This window comes from Streptoalloteichus hindustanus (assembly GCF_900129375.1).
GTDB classification, from domain to species: Bacteria; Actinomycetota; Actinomycetes; order Mycobacteriales; family Pseudonocardiaceae; genus Streptoalloteichus; species Streptoalloteichus hindustanus.
The window spans coordinates 246,030-261,130 of sequence record NZ_FQVN01000006.1; the positions used below are offsets into that span (position 1 = coordinate 246,030).

A 15,101-nucleotide genomic window follows, 5' to 3' on the forward strand; every position below is an offset into this window, starting at 1 on the left:
CCCCAGGCCCCCCACGAACTGCTGGGCGCTTTTTGGCTCTTTCTTGCGGTCGGCTTTTCTCGGCTTTGGTTGGTGGGGGCGCCTGGCTTCGCCGGCGCTGCTACGCACCGCACTTTCCTTGCGCCTCACCTGACATGACACAAGGTCTGGGGATGCCCCGGCTTCCCTCGTATGGCCGAGGAGGGCTTGCTTCGCCGGCGTGCCACTGCCCCTTGCCGCCGCTTACCTCTCTTTCACCGTGCTGTCGCACGGGTTCGGGTGGATCGGCCGGTACCTCGACACTCGGTGCTGGTCGGTCTGAGGCTTGAGCGGTCTTCTGCTTGCTTGAGCTTCAGGTTGGGGGCGCCTGGCTGCGCCGGCGCTGCGACACAACTTCTTCCTTGTGGCTTGGCCTGGCTGTCGCCCGACGCGTGTCTGGCCTGCGGGCGCCTGGCTGCTCGGTGCTCCTTGCCTGTTTGCCCTGGTGTTTGGATGAAAGGCTCTGCCACCTCAGCCAGCTGCCACCGACTTGGGGGTGTGGTTGAGGAGAAGTGGTGCCGGGCTCCGCTGGTGACACCTACTCCGCGCCTTGCTTCGCTGTCAGAGTCACAAGGCCTGGGGACGCTGGGCTTCGTCCGTGCTGCGCATGACTTCTTGCTTGCGCCTCGGTTGGTTGTCGCATGGCAGGTGTCCGGCCTAGGTGGTGTCTGGCTGCTGGGCGCTCCCCTACGCCGTTTGTCTTGGTGTTTGGATGAAAGGCTCTGCCACCTCAGTCGGCTGCCGCCGACTTGGGGGTGTGGTCGAGGAGAAGTGGTGCGGGGCTTGGTTGTGCTGATGGACCCAACACCTACTCCGCGCCTTGTTTCGTCGTCGCAGTCACAAGGTCTGAGGGCGTCGGGCTTCGCTGTGCTGTGATGCCGCTTCTTGCTTGCGTCTCGGCTGGCTGTCGCATGGTTGAGGGGGATGCGCTTCGCGGGCGGCGTCGCCTGTTCGTTGCCGTTGCTCGTCTCTCTTTCGCCATGCTGTCGTACGGGTTGGGTGATCTGCAGCTCGCCTGAGCTTCAGGTTGTCGGCGCCTGTCCTCGCGGCGCTGCCGAAAGCTCGCTTGGCTGTCGCATGTCAGGGGTCCGGCCTCGGTGGTGTCTGGCCGGTTGGTGCTTCCTCGCGCCGTTTGTCTTGGGGCTTGGATGAAAGGGCTCTGCGACCTCAGACGGTTGCCACCGACTTCGGGGTGGGGGTGCAGCGTGCCGGCGTCCTCTTGCTGTTCGGTTAGCTGACGGAGTAAGGCAGTCGGCCAAGGTGATCGTTCAACCTGTGACCTTGACCTTGCTCGATGGTCCACTTGGGGTGGGTGGTTGGGTGGCGCAGTCGCCGCTGACCTTGCTCTACCTCGAACTTCTTGTTCCGGCTGGCTGCGGCTTGGGTGTTTGGCCTCTCAACGGCTTCTGGTCGGGTTGAGGGCAGGGGCGTGGGTGCTGTCCACGTAGTACTCGGTCCGATGTGGCTGCTCGCGGTTTCACTGCTCGGACAGCTTCTTGTTGCGTGTGGACAGTGCGGGTGCGGGGCCGGGGTCGCTTGGCGGGCAAGGCGTTGCTCTGTCCGGAGTGCTTCGGGGCGTCCGATGGGACGTCTGGTGTGGAGGTTCGGGTGGGGGTGGGGTGAAAGGAAACCCCGGGTGCGCGGGGTGTCGCGCGCCCGGGGTTCGGGTTGGGTGGTTTCCCTGGTGCCGATGGGGTTTCTGGGGCCTGTGGGGTCACAGTCGGGCCTGTGGGGTCACAGTCGGGACTGGAGGGCCTCCGCGGCGGCCAGGAGGTCGGCGGCCCAGCGGGCGCCGGGGCGCCGGCCCATGCGGTCGATCGGGCCGGACACCGAGACCGCGCCGACCACCGCGCCCGAGCTGTCGCGCACGGGGGCGGAGACGCTGGCCACGCCGGGTTCCCGTTCGGCGACGCTCTGGGCCCAGCCGCGGCGGCGGACCTCCAGGAGGGTCCGCTCCCCGAACACGGCCTCGGCGAGGACCGTGCGCTGGGTGCCGGGATCGGCCCACGCCGCCAGGACCTTCGCGCCGGAGCCCGCCGTCATCGGTAGCCGCGCGCCGATGGGCACCGTGTCCCGGAGGCCGCTCGGCGGTTCCGCCGTGGCCACGCAGACCCGTTGCATCCCGTCCCGGCGGTAGAGCTGGACGCTCTCGCCGGTGATGTCGCGCAGCCGTGGCAGCACCGCCGCCGCCGCGTCCAACAGCGGATCCGTCGCGCCGCCGGCCAACTCGGCCAGCGCCGCGCCCGGCCGCCACCGGCCGTCCGGGCCGCGCCGGAGCAACCGGTGCACCTCCAGGCCGACGGCGAGCCGGTGCGCGGTCGCCCTCGGCAGGCCGGTGCGGTTGCACAGCTCCGCCAGCCCACACGGATCCTTCGCCACTGCCTGCAGGACGGCCACTGCCTTGTCCAGCACGCCGATACCGCTATGCTGTCCCACGACCCGATACTAGCTTCCCGACATGTGGGAAGTCTAGCGCGAACGGGCCAATCGACCGAAGCAACCTCGAACGACACCTCGACGGGGAGGAGCGATGGGTCGCACCCTCGCGGAGAAAGTCTGGGACGCGCACGTGGTGCGTCGCGGTGATGGCGACGAGCCCGACCTGCTCTACATCGACCTCCACCTCGTGCACGAGGTCACCAGCCCGCAGGCGTTCGACGGGCTGCGCGCGGCCGGCCGGCCGGTGCGCCGGCCGGACCTGACGATCGCGACCGAGGACCACAACGTCCCGACCGTCGGCGTCGACCTGCCCATCGCGGACCCGGTGTCCCGCACCCAGGTGGAGACGTTGCGGCGCAACTGCGCCGAGTTCGGGGTGCGGCTGCACCCCATGGGCGACGCGGAACAGGGCATCGTCCACGTGGTGGGCCCGCAGCTCGGGCTGACCCAGCCGGGGATGACGGTCGTCTGCGGCGACAGCCACACCTCGACGCACGGCGCCTTCGGCGCGTTGGCCTTCGGCATCGGCACGTCCGAGGTCGAGCACGTGCTGGCGACGCAGACGCTCCCGCTGCGGCCGTTCCGCACCATGGCGATCACTGTGGACGGTCGGCTGCGGCCGGGCGTGACGGCGAAGGACGTCATCCTCGCCGTCATCGCCAGGATCGGCACCGGCGGCGGCCAGGGCTACGTGCTGGAGTACCGGGGCAGCGCCATCGAGTCCCTGTCGGTGGAAGCCAGGATGACCATCTGCAACATGTCGATCGAGGCGGGCGCGCGGGCCGGGATGATCGCGCCGGACGAGACGACGTTCGAGTACCTGCGCGGCCGCCCGCACGCCCCGACGGGCGCGGAGTGGGACGCCGCCGTGGAGTACTGGCGGACGTTGCGCACCGACCCCGACGCCGTCTTCGACCGCGAGATCCGGCTCGACGCCGAGGAACTCACGCCGTTCGTCACCTGGGGCACCAATCCCGGGCAGGGCCTGCCGCTGGCCGAGCGGGTGCCGGACCCGACCCGGATCGCCGACGAGGTCGAGCGGGTCGCCGCGGAGAAGGCGCTCGCCTACATGGGCCTGAACCCCGGAACGCCGTTGCGGGAGATCGGTGTGGACACCGTGTTCCTCGGCTCGTGCACGAACGGCCGCATCGAGGACCTGCGCGCCGCGGCGGACGTGCTGCGCGGGCGCAGGGTGGCCGAGGGCGTGCGGATGCTGGTGGTTCCCGGCTCGATGCGGGTGCGGGCCCAGGCCGAGCACGAGGGCCTGCACGAGGTGTTCCTGGCCGCCGGCGCGGAGTGGCGTTCCGCCGGCTGCTCCATGTGCCTCGGCATGAACCCGGACCAGCTCCGGCCCGGCGAGCGCAGCGCGTCCACCTCCAACCGGAACTTCGAGGGCCGGCAGGGCAAGGGTGGCCGGACCCACCTGGTGTCGCCACTCGTGGCCGCCGCGACCGCGGTGCGCGGCACCCTCTCCTCGCCAGAGGACCTGGACTGACCACCCGGCACCGGCGGCCGGCGCCCCTGGCGGGAGCCGCGCCGGCCGCCCCCGCTCACGCAGGAGGCTTGCAGCAATGGAACCGTTCACCACGCACACCGGCGTCGGCGTCCCCCTGCGCCGGTCCAACGTGGACACCGACCAGATCATCCCGGCCGTCTATCTGAAGCGGGTCAGCCGCACCGGCTTCGCCGACGGCCTGTTCGCGGCGTGGCGCGCGGACGCGGACTTCGTGCTCAACGCGGAGCCCTACCGCTCGGGCAGCGTGCTGGTGGCCGGGCCGGACTTCGGCACCGGCTCGTCCCGCGAGCACGCCGTGTGGGCCCTGGCCGACTACGGCTTCCGGGTGGTCGTCTCCTCCCGGTTCGCCGACATCTTCCGCGGCAACGCCGGCAAGCAGGGGCTGCTCGCCGCCCAGTGCGAGCAGTCCGATGTGGAGCGGCTGTGGCGGGCGCTGGAGGCGGAGCCGGGCGTCGAGGTGACCGTGGACCTGCGGGAGAAGACCGTCCGGGCCAAGGACTTCGCGGTGCCCTTCGCCATCGACGACTACACCCGCTGGCGGCTGCTGGAGGGACTGGACGACATCGCGCTGACGCTGCGGCACTCGGCGGAGGTCGACGCGTTCGAGCGCGCGCGACCGTCCTGGTTGCCCACCACGCAGTCCGTCGCCGGCTGAAGCGCCGGAAAACGGCTGCGGACGGTGTCGACGGCGTCGCGGACCGCCGCGATTCCTCGTCAGGACAGGGCATCGCGGCGGTCCGCAACGCCGTAACCAGCGCCTTTCGGCACCGGAGCACTTCGCCTCCCACGACGGCACGAGCCCCGCGACCGTCCCTCGGAGGAGCGGAACCACCCGCGCCCCAACGGGATTCCGGGCGTGGCGATTGGAAATCCGCAGCTCTTCGGCTTACCGTGACCAAAGTCGGTCCGACGGGGCCGTTGAGTGTGTTTTCCCTCGGGAGGGACTGAAGTGAACAAGGCCCAGCTCATCGAGGCGCTCGCTGAGCGTCTCGACGGCGACAAGAAGACCGCGGCGTCGGCGGTCGACGGCCTGGTCGACATCATCGTGCGCACCGTGCACAAGGGCGACAAGGTGAACGTCACCGGCTTCGGCGTCTTCGAGAAGCGCGCCCGCGCCGCCCGCACCGCGCGCAACCCGCGCACGGGCGAGGCCGTGAAGGTGAAGAAGACCAACGTTCCGGCGTTCCGCGCCGGCACCACCTTCAAGGAGGTCATCGGCGGCACCCGGAAGCTGCCGCGCGTGGCCGCGCCGAAGAAGGCCGCTCCGGCGAAGGCGACCACCGCCGCCGCCACGAAGGCCGCTCCGGCCAAGGCCGCGACCGCCACCGCCAAGGCCGCGCCGAAGAAGGCCGCCGCCACCACCCGGGCCACCGCCGCCAAGGCGACGACCCGGACGACGGCCAAGGCCACCACCGCCACCAAGGCCGCGCCGAAGCGCGCCACCACGGCGAAGGCCACGACCGCGAAGGCGGCGCCGAAGCGCGCCACCACCGCGAAGGCCGCCGCCACTCCCGCCGCCGCCGCTCCCGCCAAGGCGGCGCCGAAGCGCGCCACCCGCACCAAGAAGAGCTGAGTGGGCTCACCCGAGCCCACCGCCCCCGCGGCGCGGCCGTTCGGGGCCCGGCCATCCACATGGCCGGGCCCCGGCTCTTTTTCCCCGACCCCACGCCGAGAGCGGGGCGGAACCCGGGGGACTGACTGACCGGCCCACCGGGACAGTCGGCGGCGGGCCTCGTGACCCGGAACGAACCGGGACGTCGGCCGCGAGCTCCTGCCGGGCCGTCAGCGCGGTCTCAGCGCCCCCTCCGCCGTCGCTGGCGTCCGGTCCGCTCCCCAGTGCCGGTGCGGGCCTCTTCGGCGTTCTGGTGCCAGCTGAGGGGCCGTTCGGGGGTGTTCCACACGGGGTGTCCCTCGTCGTGACGGCGGTGGGAACACACGGGATTCCGGGATTTCCTGCCGCCGCGACGCTCCGCCCCCACCAACGGGTCCTGTCGCGTCGATGGCCCGACGCCCCGCATCGAGCGCGCGTCCTTACACCGTCCGATGGGGAATCGGATTTCAAACATCCCGATCGGGTCTTCGTGCGTGCCAGTGTCAGGGCACCCGGTCCGTTCTCGGCGGCCGGGAAGTTGCCGGGCGCGCCACCAATCTCCGCGCGGACTTCTCCGCGCCCGTTCGCGCCCGGGCGTGACGACCGCGTCCACGAGTGGCCGCTTCCTCCCCAGCTCTTCCTTGGTCGAGGCGACCGGTGTTCCCGGCGGCGGCACGACTTCACGCGCCCGACGCGGGATTCCCCGGACCCCGAACGGAACTCCGCCCCGCCCCGCCGCGGCTGACGGCGGGGCGGGGAACCGGGATCAGGCGAACGGCTGGGCGAAGTAGTCGGCGGCGAGGAGACGCGGCGGCCCCGGCTCGTCGGCCGGCGTGAAGGAGAGCAGCCACAGACTGCCCTTCCTGCTCGGCACGTCGCCCTCGTCGTCCAGCAGCGGAACGAGGTCGACGCCGGAGTCGCGGGCCAGGCGCGCCACGACGTCCGGGATCACGCCGCCCTGACTGGAGACGACCGGTACGCCGGGCCCGGCGGCGACGGCGAGCAGCCGGGCGAGCCCGGCCGGCGGATCGGGCCAGTAGCCCTCCTCGGACAGCAGGGGTTCGTCGTGCACGTCCACGTCGAGGTCGTCGGCGAGCGCCTGAACCGTCTGCAGGCAACGCACGCGCGGGGCGGAGTGCACGGCGCTCGCGCCGAAGAGGGGCAGGAGGTTCCGCAGAGCGGCCGCCTGACGCCAACCTCTCTTGGTGAGCGGGCGCAGGTCGTCGTCCCCGGTCCACTCCGAGCGTTTGCCGGCCTTGGCGTGCCGCACCAGCAGAAGTGTTCTCGTGTGGGCGGGCAGCGCCGTGAACGCGCCGAGCACCCGGCGGTCCGAGGCGTGTGTCAGCAGGCGTTCGGCGCTCTCCGGCCGGAGCCACCGCACCTCGTCGACCTCGTCGACGTCGTGGACCTCGTCGGCGTCGTGCGGCTCGGGCATGACGCCCGCTTCGCCGTCCGCACCGACCGCGCGGGCGGCGAAGTAGTCCACGCGCTTGCGGAGCTCGCGGCCGTCCGCTGTGGACACCGGGTAGCTGACATGGCCGAGACCGCGGCCGAGCACCGCGCGGAGACCGGTCTCCTCGGCCACCTCGCGGACCGCCGCCGCCGGCACGGTCTCGCCCTCGTCCAGTTTGCCCTTCGGCAGCGACCAGTCGTCGTAGCGGGGGCGGTGCACCAGGGCCACTTCCACGCCGTCGCGGCCGTCCCCGGCTCCGCCGTGGGCGTCGCGCCACAGCACGGCGCCCGCCGCCCGCACCTCCGCCTGTCCGGTTCGGCCGGTCGGTGTCATGCCGCTGTCCCGCCTCCGCTCGTGCCTTCCCCACGGCATGCCGCGTTCGGCTCGTGGGAAGTCCCGGCGGCGGGCAACGACGCCGTCGCCGACCGCCGGAACTCCCCGTGTCCGCGTTCTCCGCTCGGTGTCACGCCTTCGCGCCGTGCAACCGGGCCATCTCGGCCTGGTGGTCGCGGACCCGCCGCCCCGGCTCGGGCGAGGGACGCCAGGTGCCGGCGGACTCCAGGACCCAGCTCCGGGTCTCCTCGTGCATCGCGGAGTCGAAGATGGCGTCCAGTTCGCCGGTGAGCTTGCGGTCGGTCACCCGCACCAGCACCTCGACGCGGCGGTCGAGGTTGCGGTGCATCATGTCCGCGCTGCCGAACCAGTGCTCGTCCGAGCCGCGGAAGTGGAAGATCCGCGAGTGCTCCAGGAAACGGCCGAGGATGGAGCGGACGCGGATGTTCTCGCTCAGGCCGGGCACGCCCGGCTTCAACGCGCAGATCCCCCTGACGACCACGTCCACCGGAACCCCGGCCTGCGACGCCCGGTAGAGCGCGTCGATGACCTGTTCGTCCACCAGCGCGTTGGCCTTCAGGCGCACGCCGCACGGCCGGCCCGCGGCCGCGTGCTCCATTTCCCGCTCGATGCGCTGGATGATGCCGCGGCGCACGCCGTGCGGCGCCACGAGCAGACTGCGGTAGGTGTTCTGCCGCGCGTAGCCGGTGAGGACGTTGAACAGGTCGGTGAGGTCGGCGCCGATGGACGGCTCCGCGGTCAGCAGGCCCAGGTCCTCGTAGGTCCGCGCCGTCTTCGGGTGGTAGTTGCCGGTGCCGATGTGGCAGTACCGCCGGATCGTCGAGCCCTCCTGCCGCACCACCAGGGCGGTCTTGCAGTGCGTCTTCAGGCCCACCAGGCCGTACACGACGTGGACGCCCGCCTTCTCCAGCGCGCGGGCCCACTTGATGTTCGCCTGCTCGTCGAAGCGGGCCTTCAGCTCCACCAGCGCCACGACCTGCTTGCCGGCCTCCGCCGCGTCGATGAGCGCGTCGACGATGGGGGAGTCGCCGGAGGTGCGGTACAGCGTCTGCTTGATGGCGAGCACGTGCGGGTCGGCCGCAGCCTGCTCGACGAACCGCTGCACGCTGGTGGAGAACGAGTCGTAGGGGTGGTGCACGAGCACGTCGCCCTCGCGCAGCGTGGCGAACACGCTCTTCGGCGTCTCGCCCTCACCGAAGGCCCGGTGCGTCGCCGGCACGAAAGGGGCGTCCTTGAGCGGGGGCCGGTCGAGGGAGTAGAGCTGCCACAGGCAGGACAGGTCGAGCAGGCCGGGCACCTCGACCACGTCGTGCGGGTCCACGTCGAGCTCGCGCAGCAACAGCTCCAGCACGTGCTCGCTCATCGTGTCGGCGACCTCGAGCCGGACCGGCGGGCCGAAGCGGCGGCGCGCCAGCTCGCGCTCCATCGCCTGCAGCAGGTCCTCGTCGCGGTCCTCCTCGACCTCGACCTCGGCGTTGCGGGTGACCCGGAAGATGTGGTGCTCCACCACGTCCATGCCGGCGAACAGCTTGCCCAGGTGGGCCGCGATGAGTTCTTCCAGCGGCAGGAACGTCGCGAGGTCGGACTCGCGGTCGGTCTCCACCCGCACCAGGCGCGGCACGTTGTCCGGCACCTTGATCCGGGCGAACCGCTCGGTGCCGCCCTCGGGGTCGCGCACGGTCACGGCCAGGTTCAGCGACAGGCCGGAGATGTAGGGGAACGGGTGCGCCGGGTCGACGGCCAGCGGCGTCAGCACCGGGAAGATGTGCTCTGTGAAGTAGTCGGACAGCCGCAGCTTGTCGGGGTCGTCCAGGTCGTCCCAGGTGACGATGCGGATGTCCTGCTTCTCCAGCTCCGGCAGCACGCTGCCGAGGAACACCTTGGCGTGCTGCTCGACGAGGTCCTGGGTGCGGGTGGAGATGCGGGCGAGCTGCTCGCGCGGCGAGAGTCCGTCGGCGCTGCGCACCGACAGCCCGGTCTCGTCGCGGCGCTTCAGGCCGGCCACCCGGACCATGTAGAACTCGTCCAGGTTGGACGCGAAGATCGCGAGGAACTTGGCCCGCTCCAACAGCGGCTGCGAGACGTCCTCGGCCAGGGAGAGCACCCGGGCGTTGAAGTCCAGCCAGGAGGTCTCGCGGTTCAGGTAGCGGTCGTCCGGCAGGTCGGTCGACCGCTCCGTCCTGGTCACCGCGGGGGGAACAGCGGGAACGGTGGGCGCGGCCTGCTGGCCGCTGTCGGCGCGGCGGCGGGTGGTCGTGGTGGAGGAACGCCCGCCCTCGCGCCGGGTGGCGGCGCGCGGGGTCCGGCTCCGCGTCGTGGTCCGGCGTCCGTTGCCCGACCGGGAGTCCCCGGACTTCGGCGCGGCCTTGGCCGACGCGGTGGTCCCCTGGGTTCCGATGGACGCCGAGGTCGCCGAGGACACCGCCGACGTCGGGGTGGCCGACGTGGTCGCTGTCACCTGATCGGGGGATCGGTCAGTCACCCGATCCTCGCGATTTCCGCTGCTCACAGCTCCGATTCTCCTCCACCACGCACACGGCCGTGCGACACCGACGTTACGCGCGGGTGACTGGAGGAAGCACTGCGCTGATCGTGCCCTCCTGACGACGCACGGTCACCCGCTGGCCCTGGCGCGGCGCGCGCCACCCGCCCGCCGCGACGGCCGCGGCTGGCGCGTCGACCAGCACGCCGTCGTCGCGGAGCAGCACCACAGAACCGTCCGGGTGGACGGTGTGCACAGTGGCCTGTTCCTGCTGCGGGTTCACCCCCCGATCGTAAGCGGCGGTTCGGCGTCGTCAGACCGCCCGAAGGCCGTGGACACCGTGCTTCGGGAGATGGGTTGCCCCGATTCCCGTGCCGAAACACAGAAGTGGGCACCTGCTGTGATGAGGCGCACGCGCGGGGCTTCTCACTCCGCGGTCGTCATGCGCGAGGACCTCGCGCGTTCGGCGGGCAGGCGGTAAAGCAGGCCCGGCGGTGAACGAGCGGCCAGCACGGGACGCTGGTTCGCTGGTACTGCGAATTCACCGGTACCGCGAGTTCACGGGCACGGCGAAGGGCGCTAGCTGGCGGCGACCAGACGCGCCGTGGTGTGCGGTCCCACGCCCAACTCCGTGGCCAGCCGGAGATCCACCTCGGTGTCCACGTCGCACCGCAGCGAGGGCCACGGGCCGTCGAGGGCGACCGCCCCGGACGCCGCGTGCGCCAGCGCGGAGCCCGGCCCGAACCGGGGGTCCCACGGCTGCCCCCGGCCGGCCACGAGCAGCGTCGTGCCGGTTCCCTGCCGGTCGGGGCAGAACGCGCGGCCCGCGGCCAGCGCCGCCGTCAACGCCGCGTCGAGCTCGGCGGGCCGCAGGGCCGGCAGATCGGACTGCAGGGCCGCCAACGCGGCTCCCGGGTCCTCGGACCGCAGGACCGCGGCCCCGTGCCGCAGAGCCGGGTTCAGGCCGTCGTCCGGCTGGTCCGCGAGGATCTCCACGTCGTCCTCGCGCAGCATCTCGGCCACGAGCGGGTCCGCGGTCACCACGGCCAGCCGGCGCACCGCCCCGGCCGCCCGCGCCGCCCGCACCGTGTCCATCGCCAGTGCCAACGCCAACGCCGTGTGGGTCCGCCGGTCCTCCACGGCGCCCACCGCGCCGCGCAGCCGGGACTTCGCGGCGCTCAGCCGCTTGACTGGGACGAGCACGTCCACCACCGCACGCACGGGTCCATCCTCCTCGACGCGCCGCGCGGGAGGCGGCCCGGCTGGACTCCACGCGCCCCACCGGGGAAGACTCACGCGGGATTCGCCACGGCGCACCAGCCGCGAGGAGAACGAGGAGGACGGGTGGCCAAGGAGAAGGGCGGCTTCTGGGTGGGACTGGCCGCCGTGCTGTTCCACCCGGCGACGCGGCTGCTGGCGCGCCGCCGGTTCGAGGGGCTCGAGCACGTCCCCGCCGACGGGCCGGCGTTGCTGGTCTGCAACCACATCTCCTACCTCGACCCGCCCTACACCGCCGTGTTCACGCACAAGCGCGGCCGCGTCCCCCGCTTCATGGCCAAGGACAGCCTGTGGAAGGTCCCGGTGCTGCGGAACGTCCTCGTCGGCGCGCTCCAGATCCCGGTGCGGCGCGGCAGCGCGGACGCGCAGCAGAGCCTCGCCGCCGCCGGCGACGCCCTGGTCGCCGGCCGGGTCGTGGTGATCTACCCCGAGGGCACCGTCACCAGGGATCCCGACTTCTGGCCGATGCGCTCCCGCACCGGCGTCGCCCGGCTCGCGCTGGAGCACGACGTCCCCGTCGTGCCCGTCGTCCACTGGGGAACGCACGAGGTTTACGACCACTACAAGAAGAAGCTGCGGCTCCGCCCGCGCCGGACCGTGACCGTGCGCGCCGGCGAGCCCGTCGACCTCTCCGAGTACCGCGGCCGGCCGGTCACGAACGCGTTGCTGCGCGAGGTCACGGACCTGCTCATGACCCGGATCCGGGAGCAGCTCGGCCAGGTGCGGGGGGAGGAGCCGCCCAGCGAGTTCCACCCCGGCCGCAGCCGGGAGCACGGGGAGGCCCGGTGACGGGCGCGACGCCGGTCGGGCGGGTCGCGGTGCTCGGCGCGGGATCGTGGGGCACCGCCTTCGCCAAGGTCCTCGCCGACGCGGGCCGCGACGTCGTGCTGTGGGCGCGCCGCGCCGCCGTGGCCGACGAGATCCAGGAGCGGAGGGAGAACTCCGGGTACCTGCCGGGAATCCGGCTGCCGGACGCGCTGCGCGCGACCTCCGACCCGCTGGCCGCGGTGCGCGGCGCCGACGCCGTGGTGCTCGCGGTGCCGAGCCAGACGCTGCGGGCGAACCTGGCGGCGTGGCGCGACGTTCTGCCGCCCGACGTGACGTTGGTCAGCCTGGCCAAGGGAGTCGAGCTCGGCACCCTCGCGCGCATGAGCGAGGTGGTGCGCGAGGTCGCCGGGGTCGAGGAGGACCGCGTCGCGGTCGTGAGCGGGCCCAACCTGGCGCGGGAGATCGCCGAGGAGCAGCCGACCGCGACGGTCATCGCGTGCGTCGACCACGAGCGGGCGGTGGCGTTGCAGCACGCCTGCTCCACGGGCTACTTCCGGCCCTACACCAACACCGACGTCGTCGGCTGCGAGGTCGGCGGGGCCGGCAAGAACGTCATCGCGCTCGCGTGTGGACTGGCCAGCGGCCTCGGCTACGGCGACAACACGATGGCCACGCTCATCACCCGCGGGCTCGCCGAGACCTCCCGGCTCGGTGTCGCGCTCGGCGCGGACCCGCAGACCTTCGCCGGACTGGCCGGCCTCGGCGACCTCGTCGCCACGTGCGCCTCGCCGTTGTCCCGCAACCGGACCTTCGGCGAACGGCTCGGCAGGGGCGAGACCATGGAGCAGGCGCAGGCCCACGCGCACGGGCAGGTCGCCGAGGGCGTGAAGTCCTGTTCCTCGATCCGGCAGCTCGCCGCGCGGCACGGCGTGGAGATGCCGATCGCCGACGCGGTGCACCGGGTCTGCCACGAGGGACTGAGCCCGAGGGCCATGGCGGCGGATCTCCTGGGACGGCAACGGAAGGCGGAGTTCGCGTGAGCGCGGGGGAGCGCGTTCCCGTCGGTGGGAACCCGGAATTCGCGGACCTCGACCACGCGTGGGGCGACGGAACCCGGTGCGTGCACGCGGGACAACACGCGGCCGTGCCCGGCGAACCCCTTGTGGCTGGGCCGGTTCTGTCCACCCAGTACCACCTCTCGCCCGGCGGCGAGGGCGGCGAAACCGACGTCTACGGCCGCGCGGGCAACCCCACCTGGCGGGCGCTGGAACAGGCGATCGGCGAACTCGACGGCGGGCGGTGCGTGGTCTTCCCGTCCGGGATGGCCGCGATCACCACGTTGCTGCGCGTGCTCCTCCGCCCGGGAGACCGCCTCGTGCTGCCCTCGGACGGCTACTTCGCCGTGCGGGAGTGGGCGCGCACCGAGCTGAGCGGGGTCTCGGTCCGCGAGGCGCCCACCGCCGGGCCGTGGACGGAGGACGTCTTCGACGGCGCCGTGCTGGTGCTGCTGGAAACCCCGTCCAATCCCGGCCTCGACGTCTGCGACATCCGCGAACTGGCGCGGCGGGCGAACGCCGCCGGCGCCATGGTCGCCGTCGACAACACCACCGCGACCCCGCTGGGCCAGCGCCCGTTGGAACTCGGCGCGGACGTCGTGATCGCCAGTGACACCAAGGCGTTGTCCGGGCACAGCGACGTGCTCCTCGGCCACGTCACGGTGCGGGACGCCGACCTCGCCGACGCGTTGCGCCGGGCGAGGACGTTGAGCGGCGCGATCCCCGGCCCCTTCGAGACGTGGTTGGCGTTGCGCGGCCTGGGAACCCTCGACCTGCGACTCGCGCGGCAGGCGGAGAACGCCCGCGCCGTCGCGGAGGCGCTGCACGACCACCCCGCCGTGCGCGGACTCCGGTGGCCCGGCTGGGAAAGCGATCCCGCGCACGCCGTCGCCGCGCGCCAGATGCGGCGGTTCGGCGGCGTGCTCGGCTTCGAGCTGCCCGACGCCGACGCCGTGCGGCGGTTCCTGGAGCGCAGCCGCCTCGTCGGCGCGGCCACGTCCTTCGGCGGCCTGCACACGACCGCCGACCGCCGCGCCCGCTGGGGCGACCCCGTTCCCGAGGGCTTCCTCCGGCTGTCCGTCGGGTGCGAGGACACCGCCGACCTCGTCGCCGACATCCGCGCGGCGCTGGACGGGATCAGCTGGCCCTGACCCCGGGCGTGTCCTCGGACGGCGACCTCGGGCAGAGACGTCAGGCAGAGACCTCGGGTGTCGACCTCAGGTGGCGAACTCGGCGGCTACCCGCCCCAGTGGAGGGCGGTTGCCCGCGCCGGTGGCGGGCGGCCGTCCGGCGCCCGCGTGTTCCAGCACGTGGACGCGCTTGACCCGAACGGCGGCGCCTGGTTCCCTCGTTGCCGTGCTGACGCGTGCCATGGAACTCCGGAGGGGTCACATCGACCTCCGCCGCGTGGCCAGCGCGCTCTGTTCGACCCGGTGACGCATCCCGCCCGTCCCTGATCCTCGGCAGCAGCGGGCCGTGCCGGGCCACTGACCGCCCTCCCCAGCGGAGGAGCCGCGCGCCGTGGCCGGCCCGTGCCGGACGCATCCCGGAGAGCACAGTGTTCGCCGTTCCCCCCAACACCGTCGCCGTGACGGCATCGCACACCCTCGCCCACCCCGCCCTGGTCGCCCTGGCCCATGCCGCCGACGGCCGGTGGCGGCGCCTGCTGCGGTACGACCCCGACCAGCGCTGGACCGCCCCGCTGGAGAGCACCGAGGACCACGAGGTGTGGCTCATGTCCTGGCTGCCGGGGCAGCGCGCCGCCCTGCACGACCACGGCGGCTCGGCGGGCGCGTTCACCGTCGTCTCCGGCGTGCTGACCGAACGGGTCGCCCGCGGCGCCGGCCACACCCCCGCCGCCGAGGTGATGCACGTCGTCCGGGCCGGGCAGACCCGCGTGTTCGGCCCCGGGCACGTGCACGAAGTGTCCAACGAGGGAGCGGACCCCGCGGTCAGCGTGCACGTGTTCCGCCCCGGCCGGCGGGGCATGAACCGGTACCGGATGAGCCCCGCCGGCCCGATCCGCCTCGGTTAGGGGCTGCCTCCCGCGCCTCGGGACGCCGACGGGGCCGCCGGTGTCCCAGGGCGGTCACCCCGCGCGGTGTCCGGTGGGTGTCCCGCGCGCGTCAACGCGCGCGGGACACCCA

At 72.7% G+C, this 15,101-nt stretch carries 12 protein-coding genes; 7 read left to right on the forward strand and 5 right to left on the reverse strand.

Annotated elements, in window-relative coordinates; genetic code table 11:
* Window positions 1-1,752: 1,752 nt before the first annotated feature.
* Complete coding sequence (locus BUE43_RS19905) at window positions 1,753-2,454, reverse strand: IclR family transcriptional regulator (protein ID WP_073485410.1); 702 nt, start codon at window positions 2,452-2,454, stop codon at window positions 1,753-1,755.
* Between the two features lie 94 nt (window positions 2,455-2,548).
* Between BUE43_RS19905 and leuC the strand changes: the two genes are divergently transcribed.
* The 3 genes from leuC to BUE43_RS19920 all read left to right on the forward strand — a co-directional run bounded on the left by leuC (window position 2,549) and on the right by BUE43_RS19920 (window position 5,546).
* The gene (gene leuC / locus BUE43_RS19910; protein WP_073485412.1) at window positions 2,549-3,952 is read left to right on the forward strand and encodes a 3-isopropylmalate dehydratase large subunit; all 1,404 of its coding nucleotides are present in this window, start codon (window positions 2,549-2,551) and stop codon (window positions 3,950-3,952) included.
* Window positions 3,953-4,028: 76 nt separating this feature from the next.
* Window positions 4,029-4,628: a 3-isopropylmalate dehydratase small subunit gene (leuD, locus tag BUE43_RS19915; protein ID WP_073485414.1), complete on the forward strand. Its 600-nt coding sequence runs from the start codon at window positions 4,029-4,031 to the stop codon at window positions 4,626-4,628.
* A 294-nt stretch (window positions 4,629-4,922) separates the two neighbouring features.
* Window positions 4,923-5,546, forward strand: coding sequence for an HU family DNA-binding protein (locus BUE43_RS19920; RefSeq protein ID WP_073485417.1), 624 nt, complete (start codon window positions 4,923-4,925; stop codon window positions 5,544-5,546).
* A 784-nt stretch (window positions 5,547-6,330) separates the two neighbouring features.
* Here the strand turns inward: BUE43_RS19920 and BUE43_RS19925 are convergent.
* From BUE43_RS19925 to cofC, 4 genes are all read right to left on the reverse strand, one after another.
* Window positions 6,331-7,350, reverse strand: a complete 1,020-nt coding sequence (locus BUE43_RS19925) for an NUDIX hydrolase (RefSeq protein WP_073485419.1) — start codon at window positions 7,348-7,350, stop codon at window positions 6,331-6,333.
* Between the two features lie 130 nt (window positions 7,351-7,480).
* A complete protein-coding gene (locus tag BUE43_RS19930) occupies window positions 7,481-9,829 on the reverse strand; it encodes an RNA degradosome polyphosphate kinase (RefSeq protein ID WP_407697130.1) in 2,349 nt (782 codons plus the stop codon).
* Window positions 9,830-9,926: 97 nt separating this feature from the next.
* A complete protein-coding gene (locus BUE43_RS19935) occupies window positions 9,927-10,136 on the reverse strand; it encodes a hypothetical protein (RefSeq protein ID WP_073485422.1) in 210 nt (69 codons plus the stop codon).
* Between the two features lie 296 nt (window positions 10,137-10,432).
* Window positions 10,433-11,074 (reverse strand): 2-phospho-L-lactate guanylyltransferase, encoded by a 642-nt coding sequence (cofC, locus tag BUE43_RS19940; protein ID WP_073485424.1) that lies wholly within the window; start codon window positions 11,072-11,074, stop codon window positions 10,433-10,435.
* A 123-nt stretch (window positions 11,075-11,197) separates the two neighbouring features.
* Between cofC and BUE43_RS19945 the strand changes: the two genes are divergently transcribed.
* The 4 genes from BUE43_RS19945 (at window position 11,198) to BUE43_RS19960 (ending at window position 14,989) form a co-directional block, all read left to right on the forward strand.
* The gene (locus BUE43_RS19945; RefSeq protein ID WP_073485426.1) at window positions 11,198-11,920 is read left to right on the forward strand and encodes a lysophospholipid acyltransferase family protein; all 723 of its coding nucleotides are present in this window, start codon (window positions 11,198-11,200) and stop codon (window positions 11,918-11,920) included.
* A complete protein-coding gene (locus BUE43_RS19950) occupies window positions 11,917-12,939 on the forward strand; it encodes an NAD(P)H-dependent glycerol-3-phosphate dehydrogenase (RefSeq protein WP_073485428.1) in 1,023 nt (340 codons plus the stop codon). The genes BUE43_RS19945 and BUE43_RS19950 overlap by 4 nt, the downstream gene beginning before the upstream one ends.
* A complete protein-coding gene (locus tag BUE43_RS19955; RefSeq protein WP_073485430.1) occupies window positions 12,936-14,105 on the forward strand; it encodes a cystathionine gamma-lyase in 1,170 nt (389 codons plus the stop codon). Before BUE43_RS19950 ends, BUE43_RS19955 begins: the two co-directional genes overlap by 4 nt.
* 407 nt (window positions 14,106-14,512) lie before the next feature.
* Window positions 14,513-14,989: a cysteine dioxygenase gene (locus tag BUE43_RS19960; RefSeq protein ID WP_073485433.1), complete on the forward strand. Its 477-nt coding sequence runs from the start codon at window positions 14,513-14,515 to the stop codon at window positions 14,987-14,989.
* The last annotated feature ends 112 nt before the right edge of the window (window positions 14,990-15,101 follow it).